The following is a 17,345-nucleotide window of genomic DNA, read 5'->3' as shown; positions in this document are numbered from 1 at the left end:
CGCTGTCCTCGCCCCCGCCTGTGATCCCCCCAGGGATGCCCCCGCTGGCCACCCCTGGTCAGCGCTTCACCGCCCGGCTCATCGACATCGTCATCCTCGGCGCGATCTGGACGGTGGCGCTCACGGCGACCGGCGCGCTCCAGTACACGATGGACCACCCGGGCGAGCAGGACATGGGCAAGGTGACCCTCGCGCTCATCATCACGATGACGCTCTACTTCGGCTACGAGGGCGTCATGCTGGCCCGCAGCGGACAGACGCTCGGCAAGAAGGCGCTGCGCATCCGGGTGGCGATGCTGTCCGACGGGAACGTGCCGGCCGGTCAGGGCTGGGTCCGCGCTGCGGTCTACGTCCTGCCGGGGATGCTCATCCCGCTGCTGGTCGGCACGGTCTTCTGGCTGGTCAACTCGGCCTCACTGCTGTGGGACAAGCCGTTCCAGCGCTGTCTGCACGACAAGGCCGCGCGGACCGTCGTGGTGTCAGCCGTGCAGTGAGTCGGCGTGCGCCCGGGCGTGCGCCCGTGCCGGGTCGGCCGGTCCGGACCCCGCCACGGGGCGGCTGGTGCGGACGGTGCGGCCGGGGCGGGCCATCCGGGCCACCGGCACGGTGACGGCGACGAGGAGCCCGAGAACCAGCCCGACCACGGTCACCACCGCCACCCCGAGCCCCGATCGGGTCTGGGAGAGCAGCAGCATGGCGAAGGTCGAGAGAACGACGGTGGCCGAACCATAGGCAAGCTGTGCAGGAGTCGGACGCGGCATGGCGGGATCCGTCCTCGGGGGCGATATGCAGGGGGCATGAGTCAGGCTGATGTGCACCGTCAGTCCTGACTCTACGGTCCTGCATGCCCGTGGGGAACGGAAGTAAGCGTGACCTCACCCACGGCGCCGTTGCACAGGGGGCGCACGGAATCATCAGGTGTGCCAACCGGCGTGCATGGCGCGCCCGTTGCTGTCCGTTAAACGGAACGTCGGGATCGCAGAACGTACTTGTCTCATCAGTCCAAGTCAAGGTCTGTCTTTTCTCCTGCCACTCCGGTCAAATGTCCGGCACTGGTGTGGAAAGGGGAGGACTGAGCGAGTGAACAGCCAACGGAGGACGGCCAGATCGGCCGCCATAGCCACAGTGGTGGCCGCGCTCGGAGCGGCGGCACTCTCGACCGGCATGGCCCAGGCGGACGCACCGTCTACGCGTGTCGAGCGCCATGATCCGGCGCCCGCGAAGACGGATGTCCAGCACGACCTCGAGGGTCCCTACAGCAAGCAGCGGGAAGCGCAGCGCCAGGAGGCGCTGCGTCAGGTCATCTCCGGCGACACCAAGGCGACCACGCGCGGGGCGTCCAAGGTCGTGAAGCTCGGCAAGGGCAAGTACGTCGAACTGGCCCGGGAGAAGACCGACAAGATCTTCACCATCCTGGTCGACTTCGGCGACAAGGTGGACGACACCACCATGTACGACCCGGACGGGGACGGCCCCAAGCCGCCGGTGAAGAAGTACGGCGGCGACCCGGGCCCGGCGCACAACACCATCGCCGAGCCGGACCGCGCCGACGACAACAGCACGGCCTGGCAGAAGGACTACAACCGCCAGCACTTCCAGGACCTCTACTTCTCCAAGGACAAGAAGAAGCAGTCCCTGAAGAAGTACTACGAGAAGCAGTCCTCGGGCCGCTACTCGGTGGACGGCGAGGTCTCCGACTGGGTCAAGGTCGACTGGAACGAGGCCCGCTACGGCTCCAACTACTGCGGCGACACCAACTGCGCCAACGCCTGGGACCTGATCCGCGACGGCGTCAACCAGTGGGCCAAGGACCAGAAGGCGGCCGGCCGCACCGACGCGCAGATCAAGGCGGACCTGGCCAAGTACGACCAGTGGGACCGCTACGACTACGACGCCGACGGCAACTTCAACGAGCCCGACGGCTACATCGACCACTTCCAGATCGTCCACGCCGGTGAGGACGAGTCCGCGGGCGGCGGGGTCCAGGGCGAGAACGCCATCTGGGCGCACCGCTGGTACGCGTACGGCACCGACGCGGGCAAGACCGGCCCGGGCGACAACAAGTCGGGCGGTACGCAGATCGGCGACACCGGCATCTGGGTCGGCGACTACACGATGCAGCCGGAGAACGGCGGCCTCGGCGTCTTCGCCCATGAGTACGGCCATGACCTGGGCCTGCCGGACGAGTACGACACCACCGGCGAGGGGGAGTCGTCCGTCGCCTACTGGTCGCTGATGTCCGCGGGATCCTGGCTCGGCACCGGTAAGGACGCCATCGGCGATCTGCCCGGCGATATGAACGCCTGGGACAAGCTCCAGCTGGGCTGGCTGAACTACGCCTCGGCCAAGGCCGGTAAGAAGTCCACCCACACTCTCGGGGTGGCCGAGTACAACACCAAGAACAAGCAGGCGCTGGTGGTCGAGTTGCCCGCCAAGGCCGTCACCACCGAGGTGGTCGCCCCCGCCGAGGGCTCCAAGCAGTGGTGGAGCGGGATGGGTGACGACCTCAAGAACACCCTGACCCGGTCCGTGGACCTCACGGGTAAGTCCAAGGCCAGCCTGGACCTCCAGGGCTGGTGGGACATCGAGGAGAACTACGACTACCTCTACGCCGAGGTCTCCACGGACGGCGGCGCCAACTGGACGCCCGTCGACGGCACCGCGGACGGCAAGGCCATCCCGCGCGACGCCGGTGACAAGCCCGCGCTGACCGGCACCTCGGGCGCGTACAAGAAGCTCTCCTTCCCGCTGGACGCCTACGCCGGCAAGAAGATCGACCTGCGCTTCCGTTACCAGACCGACGGCGGTGTGGCGCAGAAGGGCTTCGCGGCCGACGCGATCACCCTGACCGCGGACGGCGCCCCGGTCTTCAGCGACGGTGCCGAGGGCGGCGACAACGGCTGGACGGCGAACGGCTTCTCGCGCATCGGCGGCTCCTTCACCAAGGACTACCCGCAGTACTACCTCGCCGAGAACCGCCAGTACGTGTCGTACGACACCACCCTCAAGACCGGTCCGTACAACTTCGGCTGGGCCTCCAGCCGGCCCAACTGGGTCGAGCACTTCCCGTACCAGAACGGGCTGCTGATCTGGCAGTGGGACACCTCGCAGCCGGACAACAACGTCGGCGTCCACCCGGGCAGCGGTCTGATCCTGCCGATCGACGCGCACCCCGCCGCCGAGAAGTGGGCGGACGGCAAGCTGATGCGCAACCGGATCCAGGCGTACGACTCGCCCTTCAGCCGGCTCCCCTCGGACGGCTTCACGCTGCACAACGACGGTAAGGCCGCCAAGGTGAAGCCGAAGCCGGGCATCCCGGTCTTCGATGACCACAAGGGGACGTACTGGGACAAGAGCAACCCGACCGGCAGTGTCAAGATTGCTGACACCAATACCCGGATCAAGATCCTCAAGGAGCTCCCGGGTGGCTCGACGATGACCGTCCAGGTCGGACCGTCCGCCTCCTAGATCCACACCAGTCTGCGTTTTCGCAGGTCAGAGCGGCAGCGGCCGTCGCCCCCTAGCGGGCGGCGGCCGTTCGCGTTTAGATGCCCCTACGACCTTCTTGTTGACACGACGTCTCACGGGGGGCATGACCCGCAATGGCCGACGGAGGATTCACCAAGCTGCCGGGCGGCAGTGTGGTGGTCGCACTGACGCTGCCGCGCCCGCTGGGCGAGGGCGGCGTCCGCGTACTGGTACACGCCGCGAACCGCCAGCGAGCCCTGACCAGGCTCCGCAATCTCGGGCTGCGCACTGTGTATCTGCGCGGCAACACAGCGCCGCCGACACCCGACGAGGTGACGGCGGTGCTCCACCATCCCGACGGGGTGGTCTGGCGCACCGCGCCGGACCGCGGAGGGGAGCTCTGGCATCCCATGGCCGCCCTTCTCAGACCGCCGGCCCCGGCCTCGTAGCGCCGGGGCCCGGGGAGGGCGGCCGATCGACCCCGGCCGATCGACCCCGGCCGATCGACCCCGGCCGATCGACCCCGGCCGGTCAAGCCGCCGGGGTGGCCGCCGGGAAGCCGTCGGGAAGGGGGCTGGGAGGCGCTCAGAGCGCCCCCGGCGTCCTCAGACGACCGGCTTGCCGCTGAGCTCGACCCCGGCCGCCCGCAGCTCCTCCAGGGCGCGCCCGGTCGTGCCCGGGGAGACGCCCGCGGTCAGGTCCAGCAGGACATGCGCCGCGAACCCCTCGCGGCGCGCGTCCAGCGCCGTGGCCCGCACACAGTGGTCGGTGGCGATGCCCACCACGTCCACCTCGGTCACCTCCCGCTCGCGCAGCCACTGGGCGAGCGGGGTGCCGTGCTCGTCGGCGCCCTCGAAGCCGCTGTACGCCCCCGTGTACGCGCCCTTGTCGAAGACCGCGTCGATCGCCCCGGAGGCGACGGCGGGCGCGAAGTTCGGGTGGAACCCGACGCCCTCGGTGCCCGCGACACAGTGCACCGGCCAGGTGTGCTCGTAGTCCGGATTGTCCGAGAAGTGATCGCCCGGATCGATGTGGTGATCACGGGTGGCGACGACATGCCGGTAACCGGGAGTGGCCTCCCCGATCAGATCGGTGATCGCGGCGGCGACATCCGCGCCCCCCGTCACCGCGAGGCTTCCGCCCTCGCAGAAGTCGTTCTGGACGTCGACGACGATCAGTGCCCGGTGCATGTCACCGAGGGTAGACACTCCGCGTCGATTGCGGCAGTGGGCATGCCCCGCGTTCCCGCTCATGACCCGTCCGCCTCAGGCCCGCGCGTACTCGGTGGGCAGGACCGGCTCCCCGCGCGAGAGCTGGGTCGCCGACAGCGGCAGCCCGGCCCGGGCCGCGATATGCCGGTCCCGCGCCGCGTCCAGCGGCTCCCGGGCCACGATCTCGCCCCCGCGCACCAGCTCCACCAGCAGCTGATGGTCCGCCAGCTCCGCGGGGACCTCACCGGTGCCGATCACCTCGGCCTCGGCCACACCGTGCTCGTCCACCCGCCGCGCGGCCCATTTACGGCCGCCCACCGAGGTCTTGGCGCCCATGGACTTCTTGGCCACCGGCAGCAGCGGCGCGTCCGCGTCGTCCGAAACGGCCCGCGCCACCAGCTTGTAGACCATCGAGCTGGTCGGGTGGCCGCTGCCGGTGACCAGCTGGGTGCCGACCCCGTACGCGTCCACGGGGGCCGCGGCCAGCGAGGCGATCGCGTACTCGTCGAGGTCGCTGGTCACCACGATCTTGGTGTTCTTGGCGCCCAGCTCGTCCAGCTGCTGGCGCACCCGGTGGGCGAGCAGCAGCAGATCGCCGGAGTCGATCCTTACGGCGCCCAGGTCCTTGCCGGCCACCTCCACGGCGGTGCGCACCGCCTCGGCGACGTCATAGGTGTCCACGAGCAGGGTGGTGTCGCTGCCGTGCGCCTGGACCTGCGCCGTGAAGGCGTCCCGCTCGCTGTCGTGCAGCAGGGTGAAGGCGTGGGCGCTGGTGCCCACGGTGGGGATGTTGTAGCGGAATCCGGCCGCGAGGTCGGAGGTGGTGGTGAAGCCGCCGACGTAGGCGGCGCGGGCGGCGGCCACGGCGGCCAGCTCATGGGTGCGGCGGGCGCCCATCTCTATGAGCGGCCGGTCACCGGCGGCGGTGGACATCCGGGACGCGGCGGCGGCCACCGCGGAGTCGTGGTTGAGGATGGAGAGGATGACCGTCTCCAGCAGCACCGCCTCTGCGAAGGTGCCCTCCACCCGGATGATCGGCGAGCCGGGGAAGTAGACCTCGCCCTCGGGGTAGCCCCAGATGTCGCCGCGGAAGCGATAGTCGGCGAGCCAGGAGAGCGTGGGCTCGTCCACGATCCGCTGCTGGGCGAGGAAGTCCAGCACGCCGGCGTCGAAGCGGAAGTTCTCGACGGCGTCCAGCACCCGCCCGGTGCCCGCCACGACGCCGTAGCGCCGGCCCTCGGGGAGGCGCCTGGTGAAGACCTCGAAGACCGAGCGGCGGTCGGCGGTGCCCGCCCGCAGCGCGGCCTGAAGCATGGTGAGTTCGTACCGGTCGGTGAAGAGTGCGGTCGACGGCACGTCCACCGGCAGTCCCAAGTCCGCAGTGTCCATGGTTGACGATGCTACCTCCCGTACTCGTCAGAGTGACGAGATCTGGGTGCCGGTTTAGGCGACGGCCTGTGCCGGGTGGCAGCATGGGACGTGTGAGTGTCGCGCCCGTGGAGATCGAACGTCCTGAATCCCGTGAAGCACCCTCGTCGGTGCCGGAACCCGACGTTCCCTGGGTGACGGTGGTCCATAACGACCCCGTCAATCTCATGAGCTATGTGACCTACGTCTTTCAGAGCTACTTCGGCTACTCCAAGGACAAGGCCAACCGTTTGATGCTCGACGTCCACCACAAAGGCCGCGCGATCGTCTCGAGCGGCACCCGCGAGGAGATGGAGCGCGACGTGCAGGCGATGCACGGCTACGGCCTGTGGGCGACCCTCCAGCAGGAGCGCTGATGTCGGGACGTTTCGAGCCGTTGCCGGGCGGCGGCGCCGCCATCGCCCTGGACGAGGTGGAGATCTCCATCCTGCGCAGCCTGGCCATGCAGCTCGCCGAGCTGATCGGCCCGGGTGACCAGCCCGCCGGGGGCGGTGACCCGCTGGACGCGCTCTTCGCGGACGGCCCCAGCAAGCCGCCGGAGGATCCGGCGCTCGCCCGGCTCTTCCCGGACGCCTACTCCCCGCCGGACCAGGAGCTCGGGGCGCGGGAGGAGAAGGAGGCGCGGGAGGCGTCCGCGGAGTTCCGCCGCTTCACCGAGAACGACCTGCGGGCGCGCAAGCGCGACGACGCCCTGACGGTGGTGCGCGACCTGGACGCGCTGGGCCCCGGCTCCTCCGGTGGGGCCCCCGCGGTGCTGGAGCTGGCGCCGGAGAGGTCCCGGCACTGGCTGGGCGCCCTGAACGACCTGCGGCTGGCCATCGGGACCCGGCTGGAGGTCACCGACGAGGACGACGGCGGTGAGCTGCTGCGGCTGCCGGACTCCGATCCGCGCAAGCCGATGGTGATGGCGTACTTCTGGCTCGGCGGGCTCCAGGAGACCCTGATCGAGACGCTCATGCCGGAATGATTCGCTCCGGCAATTACTGAGTGTTCGTTTAGAGGATGCTCAACTCCGGATAACGATCGCATCACTGCGATCGTTAACTTTGTTGCGCAGCACAACTTTTGTCCGCTTCTTCCTGTGGCGTGCACCACACGGGGCGCAGTCGATCAGCGTGGCGGCCGTGGTAAATCTTCACGATCGCAGCCAGCCGCCACAGGGAGAAAGGCGCAGCAATATGACCTCAGCGGCTCCTGAAGAGGGCTATGAGCGCGGCCTGGGCAGTCGCCAGGTCCAGATGATCGCTATCGGCGGCGCCATCGGCGTCGGCCTGTTCATGGGCGCCGGGGCGAACATCGCCAAGGCCGGCCCGAGCATCATCCTGATGTACGCCCTCGCGGGCGTGATCATCTTCTTCATCATGAGAGCGCTCGGTGAGCTGCTCCTGTACCGCCCGGTCTCCGGGTCCTTCGCGGAGTACGCCCGAGAGTTCCTCGGCCCGTTCTTCGGCTTCGTCACGGGGTGGACGTACTGGCTGATGTGGGTGGTGACCGGTATGGCCGAGCTCACGGCCGCCGCCATCTACATCAACTACTGGTTCCCCTCGATCCCGCAGTGGGTCAGCGCCCTGGTCTTCCTGGTGGTGCTGTTCGGCGTCAACCTGATCTCGGTGAAGATCTTCGGTGAGGTCGAGTTCTGGTTCTCGATGGTCAAGGTCACCGCGATCATCGGCATGATCGTCATCGGCCTGGGCGTGCTCACCCTCGGCTTCTCCGACGCCGGTGACACCGCGGCCGCCTCCAACCTCTGGTCCCACGGCGGGTTCTTCCCCAACGGCATCGGCGACAGCCTGATGACCCTCCAGGGCGTGATGTTCGCCTACCTCGCCGTCGAGCTGGTCGGCGTCACCGCGGGCGAGTCCGAGGACCCCGAGAAGACCCTGCCCAAGGCGATCAACACCCTGCCCTGGCGCATCATCATCTTCTACGTCGGCGCCCTGGTGGTGCTGCTCGCCGTCGTCAAGTGGACCGAGTTCTCGGCCGGCGAGAGCCCCTTCGTGCACGCCTTCTCCAAGATCGGCATCCCGTTCGCGGCCGGCATCGTCAACTTCGTGGTGCTCACCGCGGCCCTGTCCTCCTGTAACTCCGGGATGTACTCCACCGGCCGGATGCTGCGCGACCTGGCCGCCAACAGCGAGGCCCCCAAGGCCTTCGGCATGCTCAACGCCCGTAAGACCCCGGCCATCGGAATCACCGTCTCCGTGGCGCTGATGGGCATCGGCGTGATCCTCAACTACCTGGTCCCGGAGAAGGCGTTCGAGTACGTCACCTCGGTGGCCACCGCCGCGGGCATCTGGGCCTGGGCGATGATCCTCGTCAGCCACATCAAGTACCGGAAGGCGGTGACCTCCGGGCGCCTGCCGGCCTCGTCCTTCCCGGCACCGGGCGGCGCGGTCTTCAGCTGGGTGGCGCTGATCTTCCTGATCATCGTGACCGGCCTGATCGCGTACGACAAGGACGCCCGGATCTGTCTGTACGTGGGTGCCGTCTGGGCCGTGCTGCTGGTGATCGGCTGGTTCCTCCTGAAGTCGCGCGCCGGTGCCCAGCCGGGTGCCCCCGCCGAGGCGGAGCCGGAGTACGCGCGCAAGTAGGCCGTATCGCCTTTCGGGCGCCGCATCTCAGCGGGCGGGCTCCGGACACTGGTCCGGAGCCCGCCTCCTATTGTGTGACCATGCTGACCATCACCCAGGCGCTCCACGACAAGATCGTCGCGCACGCCCGCGCCGACCACCCCGACGAGGCATGCGGCGTGATCGCGGGCCCCGCCGGAAGCGGCCGCCCCGAGCGGTTCATCCCGATGCTGAACGCGGCCCGTTCCCCCACCTTCTACGAGTTCGACTCGGGTGACCTGCTCAAGCTCTACCGCGAGATGGACGACCGGGACGAGGAGCCGGTGGTCATCTACCACTCGCACACCGCCACCGAGGCGTACCCCTCCCGTACCGACATCTCCTACGCCAATGAGCCCGGTGCCCACTACGTCCTGGTCTCCACGGCCGAATGCGGCAATGACGAGGGGCCCATCCAGTTCCGGTCCTTCCGGATCGTGGACGGCGAGGTCACCGAGGAAGAGGTGGAGATCGTTCCCGGTGGCTGAATCGCCGCGTCGTCTCGTATCGCGGTCACTACCCGTCCGTATCACGGGAGCACCTACCGGAGCCCGGTTCGGGAATCGATACGATGAGTCCATGGTTTTCGATGACGTGAGCGAGAAGACGCCGGGCATGCTGCTCGTGGCGCGGCTCCACGTCGACCTGTGCCGGCTCGCCAGCGCGATGTGTCCGCGCCGCGCCGTGGCCGCCTGAGCGCGCGCCCGAGACGTCCGACGCCTTCGACGACGCCCTCCCGGCCGCTCCCGGTCCGGGAGTCCACCCCGCCCTCCGACAGGAGCCCAGACATGGCCATCGAGGTCCGCATCCCGACCATCCTCCGCACCTACACCGACGGCCAGAAGGCGGTCGAGGGCAGCGGGGCCACGCTCGCCGAGCTCTTCGCCGACCTGGAGAGCCGGCACTCCGGGATCCAGGAGCGCCTGGTCGACGGCGGCGAGCTGCGCCGCTTCGTCAACGTCTATCTGAACGACGAGGACGTCCGCTTCCTCGACGGCATCTCCACCAAGGTCTCGGACGGCGACAATGTGACCATCCTCCCGGCCGTCGCGGGTGGGGCTCTCGGGGCGGAGCCCCGTCCTGCTGGGGTGGCGCCCGGGCGACGGGCGGGCATGCGCTGATGCGGTACGACAGCCCCCTGGCCGCGGTCGGCAATACGCCGCTCGTCGGGCTGCCGCGGCTCTCGCCCTCGTCCGACGTACGGATCTGGGCCAAGCTGGAGGACCGCAACCCCACCGGCTCGGTCAAGGACCGCCCCGCGCTCCATATGATCGAACAGGCCGAGAAGGACGGCCGGTTGACCCCCGGCTGCACCATCCTCGAGCCCACCTCCGGCAACACCGGCATCTCGCTCGCGATGGCGGCCAAGCTCAAGGGCTACCGCATCGTCTGCGTGATGCCGGAGAACACCAGCGAGGAGCGGCGCCAGCTGCTCGCCATGTGGGGTGCTGAGATCATCTCCTCGCCCGCCGCCGGCGGCTCCAACACCGCCGTCCGGGTGGCCAAGGAGCTGGCGGGGCAGCACCCGGACTGGGTGATGCTGTACCAGTACGGAAACCCGGACAACGCCGGCGCCCACTACGCCACCACCGGCCCCGAGATCCTGGCCGACCTGCCCTCCATCACCCACTTCGTCGCCGGTCTGGGCACCACCGGCACCCTGATGGGCGTCGGCCGCTTCCTGCGCGAGAACAAGCCGGACGTCCAGATCGTCGCCGCCGAACCGCGCTACGACGACGTCGTCTACGGACTCCGCAACCTCGACGAGGGCTTCGTCCCCGAGCTGTACGACGAGTCCGTCCTGACCACCCGCTTCTCCGTCGGCTCCGAGGACGCGGTGTCCCGCACCCGGGAACTCCTCGCCCAGGAGGGCATCTTCGCGGGCGTCTCGACCGGGGCCGCGCTGCACGCCGCGCTCGGTGTCGCCCGTAAGGCGGTCACGGCCGGGCAGAGCGCCGATGTGGTCTTCATCGTCGCCGACGGCGGCTGGAAGTACCTCTCCACCGGTGTCTACACGGCGGCCACCACCGAGGAGGCGATCGAGACGCTGCACGGCCAGCTCTGGGCGTAGCGGCCGGATCGGCCGGCGGGGGGCATGGCCGGGCGCCACCCGGCTCCGTCCTGGTGATTCCGCCCACAACGCGGCCCCGTGGAGGAGCTGCCTGGGCTTTCGCGCCTTACGCTCGTGGGCACCGCATGACCCCCCGCACCCGCCCATGGCCCTCGGCATGGGGACCCCTCAAGGAGGTTCCTGCTTCATGAAGCTCACCGTCGTCGGATGCTCAGGGTCGTTCCCGTCCGCGGAATCGGCCTGCTCGAGCTACCTCCTCGAGGCCGACGGCTTCCGGCTGCTCCTCGACATGGGCAATGGCGCCCTTGGCGAGCTGCAGCGCCACTGCGGTCTTTACGACCTCGACGCCGTGCTGCTGTCCCATCTCCACCCCGATCACTTCATCGACATGTGCGGATACTTCGTCGCGCGCTACTACCGGCACGACGGCGGCCGCGCCGAGGCGATCCCCGTCTACGGCCCCGAGGACACCGAGCGGCGGCTGGTCCAGGCGTACGACGACGTGCCCGACGAGAAGTCGATGCGCGAGGTCTTCGACTTCCGCACGCTCACGCCCGGCAGCTTCGAGATCGGCCCCTTCACGATCCGCGCCGAGCGCGTCTGCCATCCGGTGGAGGCGTACGGCTTCCGGATCGAGTACGGCGGCCGCTCGCTGGTCTACTCGGGCGACACGGGCCCCTGTGAGGCCCTGGTGGACCTGGCCAGGGGCGGCGACCTCTTCCTGTGCGAGGCGGCCTTCACGCACGGCAAGGAGGACATCCCGGGGCTGCATCTCAACGGCCGCGAGGCGGGCGAGCACGCGCTGCGGGCGGGGGTCGGGGCCCTGGTGCTCACCCATGTGCCGCCGTGGACGGACCCCCGGATCAACCAGCGCGACGCCCAGGCGGTCTTCGGCGGCCCGGTGGAGCTGGCCAAGGCGGGCGCGGTCTACGAGGTGTAGGTGCGCGGTCCCCGTACGCGCGAAGGCCCCGGAACCGGCTCGGTTCCGGGGCCTTCGCGCGGGGCGCGGGCCGACGGTCTACGCCTTGGTGAGGTCCTCGACCTCTTCCTCGGGCTCACGGCCCGGGGTGGGCAGATCGAACTTGGTGATCGCGAAGCGGAAGACCACGTAGTAGACCACCGCGAAGACCAGCCCCACCGGGATGATCAGCAGTGGTTTGGTGGCATGGCTCCAGTTCAGCGCGTAGTCGATGAACCCCGCGGAGAAGTTGAAGCCCGCGTGCACGCCCAGGGCCCAGGTGATCGCCATCGAGAGGGCGGTCAGCACCGCGTGGATCACATAGAGCAGCGGGGCGATGAACATGAACGAGAACTCGATCGGCTCGGTCACACCCGTGACGAACGAGGTCAGCGCCAGCGAGACCATCATGCCGAGCACGGCCTTGCGGCGCTCGGGGCGGGCGGTGTGCGCCATGGCCAGGGCGGCGGCCGGCAGGCCGAACATCATGATCGGGAAGAAGCCGGACATGAACATGCCCGCGCTCGGGTCGCCGGCCAGGAAGCGGCTGAGGTCGCCGTGCACGGTCTCACCGGCCGCGTTGGTGAAGTCGCCGAGCTGGAACCAGGCCACGGTGTTCACGAACTGGTGCATGCCGATCGGGATCAGGGCGCGGTTGACGGCGCCGAAGAGGGCCGATCCCGCGGACCCGAGCCCGGTCATCCACTCGCCGAAGTTGCTGATGCCGTCGCCGATGGGCTCCCAGACCAGGCCGAAGAAGACGCCCACCGCGATACCGGTGAAGGCCATGATGATCGGCACCAGTCGGCGGCCGTTGAAGAAGCCGAGCCAGTCCACCAGCCGGGTGCGGTGGAACCGCTGCCACAGCACCGCGGTGAGCAGTCCCATGATGATGCCGCCGAGCACCCCGGGGTCGTTGAACTTGGCCGGTATGTCCTCGCCCTTCTGGATCACCGCGTCGGCGACCGGGAACGCCTCCAGCACCTTGCTGTAGACCAGGAACCCGACCACGGCGGCCAGCGCGGTGGAGCCGTCCGACTTCTTGGCGAACCCGATGGCCACGCCGACGCAGAACAGCAGCGGAAGGGCGCCGGTGAGCGCGCCACCGGCGTTGTTGAACACGGCGGCGACCTTGTCCCAGCCCAGTCCGTCGGCGCCGAACACATCGGGCTGTCCGAGCCGGACCATGATTCCGGCGGCGGGCAGGACCGCGATCGGCAGCTGAAGGCTGCGGCCGACCTTCTGGAGTCCCTGGAACAGGCCGGCACCCCGCTTCTGGGCGGGCGCCGCCTTGGCGGTGGCCGTACTCATCGGATTCCTCCTGGTGAGGCGGGCTCTCGGGGGAAGGGACGGCCCGCTTTATGGTCTAAACCACATGTGGTGTAGACCTGTTGTAGCACGGAGGGATCCGATGAAGGAATCTATCGTTCCAAGTGACGTGTAACGTCTTCGCCCACATAATGGTGTAGACCACTTGCCGCATGGCGAACGGACGACAGGGAGCGAACATGGCCAGCAAGGCTGAGAAGATCGTCGAGGGGCTCGGCGGCATCGACAACATCGTCGAGGTCGAGGGCTGCATCACCCGACTCCGTACCGAGGTCAAGGACGTCTCCCTGGTCGACGAGGCGCTGCTGAAGGCCGCGGGCGCTCATGGCGTGGTGAAGATGGGCAGCGCGATCCAGGTGGTCATCGGCACCGACGCGGACCCCGTCGCCGCCGAGATCGAAGACCTGATGTGACCTCCTGAGCCCACCGCGCCGTCCCCGGGGCGGGGCCCGCGCCGGACGCGGACCGGGGCCCTTCGCGATGCCGATAGGCTCATCCCATGTCTCGTATCGACGGCCGCACCCCCGACCAGCTCCGCCCCGTGACCATCGAGCGCGGTTGGAGCAAGCATGCCGAGGGCTCGGTCCTCGTCTCCTTCGGCGATACGCGGGTCCTGTGCACCGCGAGCGTCACCGAGGGCGTGCCGCGCTGGCGCAAGGGCAGCGGCGAGGGCTGGGTCACCGCGGAGTACGCGATGCTGCCGCGCTCCACCAACACCCGGGGCGACCGCGAGTCCGTCCGCGGCAAGATCGGCGGCCGTACGCATGAGATCTCCCGGCTCATCGGCCGCTCGCTGCGCGCCGTCATCGACTACAAGGCGCTCGGCGAGAACACCATCGTCCTGGACTGCGATGTACTCCAGGCCGACGGCGGCACCCGCACCGCCGCCATCACCGGCGCCTATGTGGCCCTGGCCGACGCCATCGGCTGGGCCCGGGGGAAGAAGCTGATCAAGGCCACCCGGCAGCCGCTGACCGGCACCGTCTCCGCCGTCAGCGTCGGCATCGTCGGCGGCGTCCCCCTGCTCGACCTCTGCTACGAGGAGGACGTGCGCGCCGAGACCGACATGAACGTGGTCTGTACCAGTGACGGACGCTTCGTCGAGGTGCAGGGCACCGCCGAAGGCGAGCCCTTCGCCCGCGAGGAGCTGAACGGGCTGCTGGACCTCGCCGTGGCGGGCTGTGACGCCCTGTCCGTAATCCAGCGCGCGGCACTGGCCGAGGAGAACTGACGGCGGCATCAGGCAACCGCCGCGCGGCGCCTGGCGTTTAGTCAGGTACCACCACCTCTTCCCGGGGAAGGACCCACTCCATGGCGCCGCGCCACCGTCACCGCCGTACCACCGCCATCACCGCCCTCGCCGCCGTCGCGCTCGCCGTGCCGGTCACCGTGGGCTGCAGCGCGGTGGAGAAGGCCCTGGACTGCGCCCAGCTCGCGGTCGAGATATCCAACGACGTGGACGACCTCCAGGACGCCCTGACCGGCGCCGCCGTCGACCCGCAGCAGGCCGACAAGATCCTGGACTCCCTCGACAAGGACATCGACAAGGTGGGCGACCGCACCGACAACGCGGACGTCGGCAAGGCCGTCGACGACCTCCAGAAGGCCGTGGACAACGTCCAGAAGTCCGTGGACAGCGGCAAGGACCCCGATCTGACCCCGGTCAAGGACGCGGCGGGCGAGCTGACCAACGTCTGTTCGCCCTGACCGCCCCCCGATCGGCACGAGCCACCCACCCTCGATAATCGAGAGCTATGCAGCAACGCACTGAGGGACACCCTCCGCACCCCCGCCGTCTCATCCTCGCCACCCGCAACGCCTACAAGATCACCGAGCTGCGCTCGATCCTGGGCGAGACCGGCCTCGACGTCGAACTCGTCGGCGCCGACGCCTATCCGGAGGTCCCGGACGTCAAGGAGACCGGCGTGACCTTCGCGGAGAACGCCCTCCTCAAGGCCCATGCCCTGGCCCAGGCCACCGGCCACCCCGCCATCGCCGACGACTCCGGCCTCTGCGTGGACGTCCTCGGCGGCGCCCCCGGCATCTTCTCGGCCCGCTGGTCGGGCCGGCACGGCGACGACCGCGCCAACCTCGATCTGCTGCTGGCCCAGCTCGCCGACGTCCCCGACGAACACCGCGGCGCCCACTTCGCATGCGCCGCCGCCCTCGTCCTCCCCGACGGCACCGAGCGCGTGGTCTCCGGCCGGCTCACCGGCATCCTCCGCCACGAGCCCGTGGGCGGCGGCGGGTTCGGCTACGACCCGATCCTCCAGCCCCACGGCGAGACCCGCACCTGCGCCGAACTGACCCCCGATGAGAAGAACGCCATCAGCCACCGCGGCAAGGCGTTCCGCGCCATCGCCCCGGTCGTCCGCGAACTCCTGGGGTGAGCGGCCCCGCGAACTCCTGGGGTGAGCGGCCCCGGAGAGCGCCGCGGGCCCGGCCCGCGCTGAGGCGGGCCGGGCCCGCGTATGCGTGGCGTGCGGCCGGAGGGACTCGAACCCTCACGGGTGTTACCCCACTGGGACCTAAACCCAGCATGACTGCCAATTCCATCACGGCCGCTCGGCACGGTCATGGTATCGCCTGGTGAGCGGGGGCCGGGGCGGGAGCCCCGGGTCCGTCACAGTCCCAGGTCTTTGATGATCTTGGCGACGTGGCCGGTGGCCTTCACGTTGTACAGGGCGCGCTCGACCTTGCCCTGCTCGTCCACGATGACGGTGGAGCGGATCACGCCCGTCACCGTCTTGCCGTAGAGCTTCTTCTCGCCGAAGGCGCCGTACGCCTCCAGGGTCTCCTTGGAGGGGTCGGCGAGCAGCGTGACCTTCAGGTCCTCCTGGGCGCGGAACTTGGCCAGCTTCTCGGGCTTGTCGGGGGAGATGCCGATGACGTCGTAGCCGTGGCCGGAGAGGAACTCGAGGTTGTCGGTGAAGTCGCACGCCTGCTTGGTGCAGCCGGGGGTGAGGGCTGCGGGGTAGAAGTAGACGATCACCTTGCGGCCGACGTGCTCGGCGAGCGAGACCTGCTTGCCGTCCGCGTCGGAGAGGGTGAAGGCGGGGGCGGTGTCGCCGGGCTGCAGTCGCTCGCTCATGGTCTGGTGCTCCTCGTGGCATCGGGGGTACACACCCGACATTAGCCAGCTTCCCGTCCGGGGGTGCCGTGGGGCGGTGAGGAGAGCGAGCTGACAGACTGTCCACTACGAATCATCGAGACTGACGGAGGCAGCGCGGTGTCGGATGCCAGGACCCCTGCGCAGATCGAGGCGGACATCGCCCGCAGGCGGCAGGAGCTCGCCGTGACGCTCGACGAGATCGGGGTGCGGGTGCACCCGAAGACGATCATCGGGGACGCGAAGGCGAAGGCGGCGTCGGCCGTGGACCGGACCGCCGGGCGGGCCTATGTGTCCGTCAACCGAGTGGTGACGGGCGTGCGCGGCCAGCTGGTCTCGGAGGAGGGCGGGCCCCGCATGGAGCGGATCGTGCCGGCCGCGCTCCTCGTGGCCGGGCTGGTCGGGCTGCTCGCGCTCTCGGCGAGGTCCTCCCGGTCCGCCAAGGCGTCCCGCTCCTCGTGGTGCGCCAAGCGGCGCCGGTGAGGGAAGGGCGGCGGGCTCCGGCCCTGAGGCGTCATCCCGCCCTCCGGCCAGGTACGGTCATGGCGTGAGTGCGAACACGACCCATGACAAGCTGCCCATCCGGATGCTGCACGACCGCGTGCTGGTCCGCACCGACATTCCGGAGGGCGAGCGCCGGTCGTCCGGCGGAATCGTCATCCCCGCCACCGCGGCGGTCGGCCGGCGGCTGGCCTGGGCCGAGGTGGTCGCGGTCGGGCAGAGCGTACGGACCGTGGAGCCCGGTGACCGGGTGCTCTACGACCCGGAGGACCGGGCCGAGGTCGAGGTCCGCGGGGTCGCCTACGTACTGATGCGGGAGCGCGATCTGCACGCCGTGGCCGCCGAGCGGCTGGAGGGCGCGGACGACTCCACGGGGCTCTACCTCTAGGACTGCCTGAGCGCTCCGCTGGACGTGCCCCGGGCTGCCGTCGATCGTCTGCGGCGGACTGCTCCCCTCCCCGCCCCTTCCCACAACTGGGGCTTCGCCCCAGCTCCCGGGGCTCAGGGGCGGAGCCTCTGGGGCTTCCCTCCCGCTTCCCGCGGCATCGTTGTGCGGTTCCGCTGCGGTGGCGGGCTTCGCCCCAGCTCCCGGGGCTCAGGGGCGGAGCCTCTGGGGCTTCCCTCCCGCTTCCCGCGGCATCGTTGTGCGGTTCCGCTGCGG

22 protein-coding genes and 1 tRNA gene are annotated in these 17,345 nt (G+C 69.5%); 17 read left to right on the top strand and 6 right to left on the bottom strand.

Annotated features, from left to right (window positions below; genetic code table 11):
* Positions 1 to 2: 2 nt before the first annotated feature.
* The gene (locus GWI24_RS23310; RefSeq protein WP_247616771.1) at positions 3 to 494 is read left to right on the top strand and encodes an RDD family protein; all 492 of its coding nucleotides are present in this window, start codon (positions 3 to 5) and stop codon (positions 492 to 494) included.
* On the opposite strand, the gene GWI24_RS23305 is transcribed toward GWI24_RS23310, so the two are convergent.
* On the bottom strand, positions 480 to 761 hold the full coding sequence (locus GWI24_RS23305; RefSeq protein ID WP_210947863.1) for a hypothetical protein: 282 nt from the start codon (positions 759 to 761) through the stop codon (positions 480 to 482). The genes GWI24_RS23310 and GWI24_RS23305 overlap by 15 nt on opposite strands.
* Before the next feature lie 319 nt (positions 762 to 1,080).
* Between GWI24_RS23305 and GWI24_RS23300 the strand changes: the two genes are divergently transcribed.
* Positions 1,081 to 3,468, top strand: a complete 2,388-nt coding sequence (locus tag GWI24_RS23300; RefSeq protein WP_210947862.1) for an immune inhibitor A domain-containing protein — start codon at positions 1,081 to 1,083, stop codon at positions 3,466 to 3,468.
* A gap of 134 nt (positions 3,469 to 3,602) precedes the next feature.
* On the top strand, positions 3,603 to 3,917 hold the full coding sequence (locus GWI24_RS23295; protein WP_210947861.1) for a hypothetical protein: 315 nt from the start codon (positions 3,603 to 3,605) through the stop codon (positions 3,915 to 3,917).
* A 156-nt stretch (positions 3,918 to 4,073) separates the two neighbouring features.
* Here the strand turns inward: GWI24_RS23295 and GWI24_RS23290 are convergent, their stop codons facing one another.
* Together GWI24_RS23290 and GWI24_RS23285 are read right to left on the bottom strand one after the other, a co-directional pair.
* Entirely contained in the window at positions 4,074 to 4,658 is a 585-nt protein-coding gene (locus tag GWI24_RS23290) for a nicotinamidase (RefSeq protein WP_210947860.1), read from the bottom strand.
* A 75-nt stretch (positions 4,659 to 4,733) separates the two neighbouring features.
* On the bottom strand, positions 4,734 to 6,068 hold the full coding sequence (locus GWI24_RS23285) for a nicotinate phosphoribosyltransferase (RefSeq protein WP_210947859.1): 1,335 nt from the start codon (positions 6,066 to 6,068) through the stop codon (positions 4,734 to 4,736).
* 83 nt (positions 6,069 to 6,151) lie between these two features.
* Here GWI24_RS23285 and clpS point away from each other — a divergent pair, with 83 nt between their 5' ends.
* The 8 genes from clpS to GWI24_RS23250 all read left to right on the top strand — a co-directional run bounded on the left by clpS (position 6,152) and on the right by GWI24_RS23250 (position 11,727).
* Positions 6,152 to 6,463, top strand: a complete 312-nt coding sequence (clpS, locus tag GWI24_RS23280; protein ID WP_037962133.1) for an ATP-dependent Clp protease adapter ClpS — start codon at positions 6,152 to 6,154, stop codon at positions 6,461 to 6,463.
* Positions 6,463 to 7,074 (top strand): DUF2017 domain-containing protein, encoded by a 612-nt coding sequence (locus GWI24_RS23275; protein ID WP_210947858.1) that lies wholly within the window; start codon positions 6,463 to 6,465, stop codon positions 7,072 to 7,074. The genes clpS and GWI24_RS23275 overlap by 1 nt, the downstream gene beginning before the upstream one ends.
* A gap of 211 nt (positions 7,075 to 7,285) precedes the next feature.
* The gene (locus tag GWI24_RS23270; RefSeq protein WP_210947857.1) at positions 7,286 to 8,698 is read left to right on the top strand and encodes an amino acid permease; all 1,413 of its coding nucleotides are present in this window, start codon (positions 7,286 to 7,288) and stop codon (positions 8,696 to 8,698) included.
* Positions 8,699 to 8,778: 80 nt separating this feature from the next.
* Positions 8,779 to 9,204, top strand: a complete 426-nt coding sequence (locus tag GWI24_RS23265; protein WP_210947856.1) for a Mov34/MPN/PAD-1 family protein — start codon at positions 8,779 to 8,781, stop codon at positions 9,202 to 9,204.
* A gap of 91 nt (positions 9,205 to 9,295) precedes the next feature.
* Complete coding sequence (locus GWI24_RS46925; protein ID WP_014061047.1) at positions 9,296 to 9,412, top strand: putative leader peptide; 117 nt, start codon at positions 9,296 to 9,298, stop codon at positions 9,410 to 9,412.
* A 92-nt stretch (positions 9,413 to 9,504) separates the two neighbouring features.
* Complete coding sequence (locus GWI24_RS23260; protein ID WP_210947855.1) at positions 9,505 to 9,837, top strand: MoaD/ThiS family protein; 333 nt, start codon at positions 9,505 to 9,507, stop codon at positions 9,835 to 9,837.
* Positions 9,837 to 10,787 (top strand): PLP-dependent cysteine synthase family protein, encoded by a 951-nt coding sequence (locus GWI24_RS23255; RefSeq protein WP_037962141.1) that lies wholly within the window; start codon positions 9,837 to 9,839, stop codon positions 10,785 to 10,787. The genes GWI24_RS23260 and GWI24_RS23255 overlap by 1 nt, the downstream gene beginning before the upstream one ends.
* A 187-nt stretch (positions 10,788 to 10,974) precedes the next feature.
* Positions 10,975 to 11,727 carry an MBL fold metallo-hydrolase gene (locus GWI24_RS23250; RefSeq protein WP_210947854.1) on the top strand — a complete coding sequence of 251 codons (753 nt, stop codon included), beginning with the start codon at positions 10,975 to 10,977 and terminating at the stop codon, positions 11,725 to 11,727.
* A 78-nt stretch (positions 11,728 to 11,805) separates the two neighbouring features.
* On the opposite strand, the gene GWI24_RS23245 is transcribed toward GWI24_RS23250, so the two are convergent.
* Positions 11,806 to 13,056, bottom strand: a complete 1,251-nt coding sequence (locus GWI24_RS23245) for a PTS transporter subunit EIIC (RefSeq protein ID WP_210947853.1) — start codon at positions 13,054 to 13,056, stop codon at positions 11,806 to 11,808.
* Between the two features lie 197 nt (positions 13,057 to 13,253).
* Between GWI24_RS23245 and GWI24_RS23240 the strand changes: the two genes are divergently transcribed.
* The 4 genes from GWI24_RS23240 to rdgB all read left to right on the top strand — a co-directional run bounded on the left by GWI24_RS23240 (position 13,254) and on the right by rdgB (position 15,464).
* The gene (locus GWI24_RS23240; protein WP_069863737.1) at positions 13,254 to 13,487 is read left to right on the top strand and encodes a glucose PTS transporter subunit EIIB; all 234 of its coding nucleotides are present in this window, start codon (positions 13,254 to 13,256) and stop codon (positions 13,485 to 13,487) included.
* A gap of 86 nt (positions 13,488 to 13,573) precedes the next feature.
* Positions 13,574 to 14,305: a ribonuclease PH gene (rph, locus tag GWI24_RS23235; protein WP_210947852.1), complete on the top strand. Its 732-nt coding sequence runs from the start codon at positions 13,574 to 13,576 to the stop codon at positions 14,303 to 14,305.
* An 80-nt stretch (positions 14,306 to 14,385) separates the two neighbouring features.
* Positions 14,386 to 14,781 carry a hypothetical protein gene (locus GWI24_RS23230; protein ID WP_210947851.1) on the top strand — a complete coding sequence of 132 codons (396 nt, stop codon included), beginning with the start codon at positions 14,386 to 14,388 and terminating at the stop codon, positions 14,779 to 14,781.
* Between the two features lie 47 nt (positions 14,782 to 14,828).
* Positions 14,829 to 15,464: an RdgB/HAM1 family non-canonical purine NTP pyrophosphatase gene (rdgB, locus tag GWI24_RS23225; RefSeq protein ID WP_210947850.1), complete on the top strand. Its 636-nt coding sequence runs from the start codon at positions 14,829 to 14,831 to the stop codon at positions 15,462 to 15,464.
* Positions 15,465 to 15,555: 91 nt separating this feature from the next.
* Here rdgB and GWI24_RS23220 read toward each other — a convergent pair.
* Both GWI24_RS23220 and bcp read right to left on the bottom strand, forming a co-directional pair.
* A tRNA-Leu gene (locus GWI24_RS23220) sits at positions 15,556 to 15,639 on the bottom strand.
* Positions 15,640 to 15,697: 58 nt separating this feature from the next.
* Positions 15,698 to 16,165, bottom strand: a complete 468-nt coding sequence (bcp, locus tag GWI24_RS23215; RefSeq protein ID WP_210947849.1) for a thioredoxin-dependent thiol peroxidase — start codon at positions 16,163 to 16,165, stop codon at positions 15,698 to 15,700.
* Positions 16,166 to 16,303: 138 nt separating this feature from the next.
* Between bcp and GWI24_RS23210 the strand changes: the two genes are divergently transcribed.
* Both GWI24_RS23210 and GWI24_RS23205 read left to right on the top strand, forming a co-directional pair.
* Positions 16,304 to 16,666, top strand: a complete 363-nt coding sequence (locus GWI24_RS23210; protein WP_210947848.1) for a DUF3618 domain-containing protein — start codon at positions 16,304 to 16,306, stop codon at positions 16,664 to 16,666.
* 103 nt (positions 16,667 to 16,769) lie between these two features.
* Positions 16,770 to 17,072, top strand: coding sequence for a co-chaperone GroES (locus GWI24_RS23205; protein WP_198270465.1), 303 nt, complete (start codon positions 16,770 to 16,772; stop codon positions 17,070 to 17,072).
* The last annotated feature ends 273 nt before the right edge of the window (positions 17,073 to 17,345 follow it).

Source organism: Streptomyces sp. MK37H, assembly GCF_018035285.1.
Classification (GTDB): Bacteria; Actinomycetota; Actinomycetes; order Streptomycetales; family Streptomycetaceae; genus Streptomyces; species Streptomyces endocoffeicus.
Note: the sequence above shows the minus strand (reverse complement) of the source record. Positions and strands in the feature narration are given on the sequence as shown.